Origin of the sequence: Chryseobacterium lathyri (genome assembly GCF_019970085.1) — a bacterium.
Lineage (GTDB): Bacteria > Bacteroidota > Bacteroidia > Flavobacteriales > Weeksellaceae > Chryseobacterium > Chryseobacterium lathyri.
Window position 1 is genome coordinate 1 of sequence record NZ_JAHXYG010000020.1, and the last position, 442, is coordinate 442.

Annotated in this window: 1 protein-coding gene; it reads right to left on the bottom strand. The window is 64.9% G+C overall.

Features of this window, described 5'->3' with window-relative positions; translation table 11 throughout:
- On the bottom strand, positions 1–442 hold a 442-nt coding region (locus LC418_RS20865; RefSeq protein WP_262901849.1), incomplete at both ends, for a protein-disulfide reductase DsbD domain-containing protein.

A 442-nucleotide genomic window follows, 5' to 3' on the forward strand; every position in this document is an offset into this window, starting at 1 on the left:
CCACCCACCTGGCCGCGCAGCACTACGCCCGACAGGATCGGCAGCATCGGCAGTACACACGGGGTAAAGGTCAGGCCGACCCCGGCGAGAAAGAACAACAGCAGCGATTTCCAGTTCCAGCCGTGTTCGGCCGTTGCGGGTGCGTTGGCACCGCCTTCGCCATCAATACTCAGGCGTGCGGTTTCCGGTGGGTAGCACAGGCCTTTGTCGGCACAGCCTTGGTAGCCCACCAGCAGGGTGAAGGCACGCGGGTCGGTGCGCGGCAGTTCGATGTCGAGCACGCCGTGGTACACCTCGACGTCGCCGAAGAATTCATCGTGCTTGGCCTCGCCCTTGGGGATGTTCGGCGCGCCCAGGGTGATGTCTGCCGGCTCGGTGTGGAACTGGAAGCGGTGGCGGTAGAGGTAGTAGCCCTCGGTGGCGACGAAGCGCAGCTTGAGGG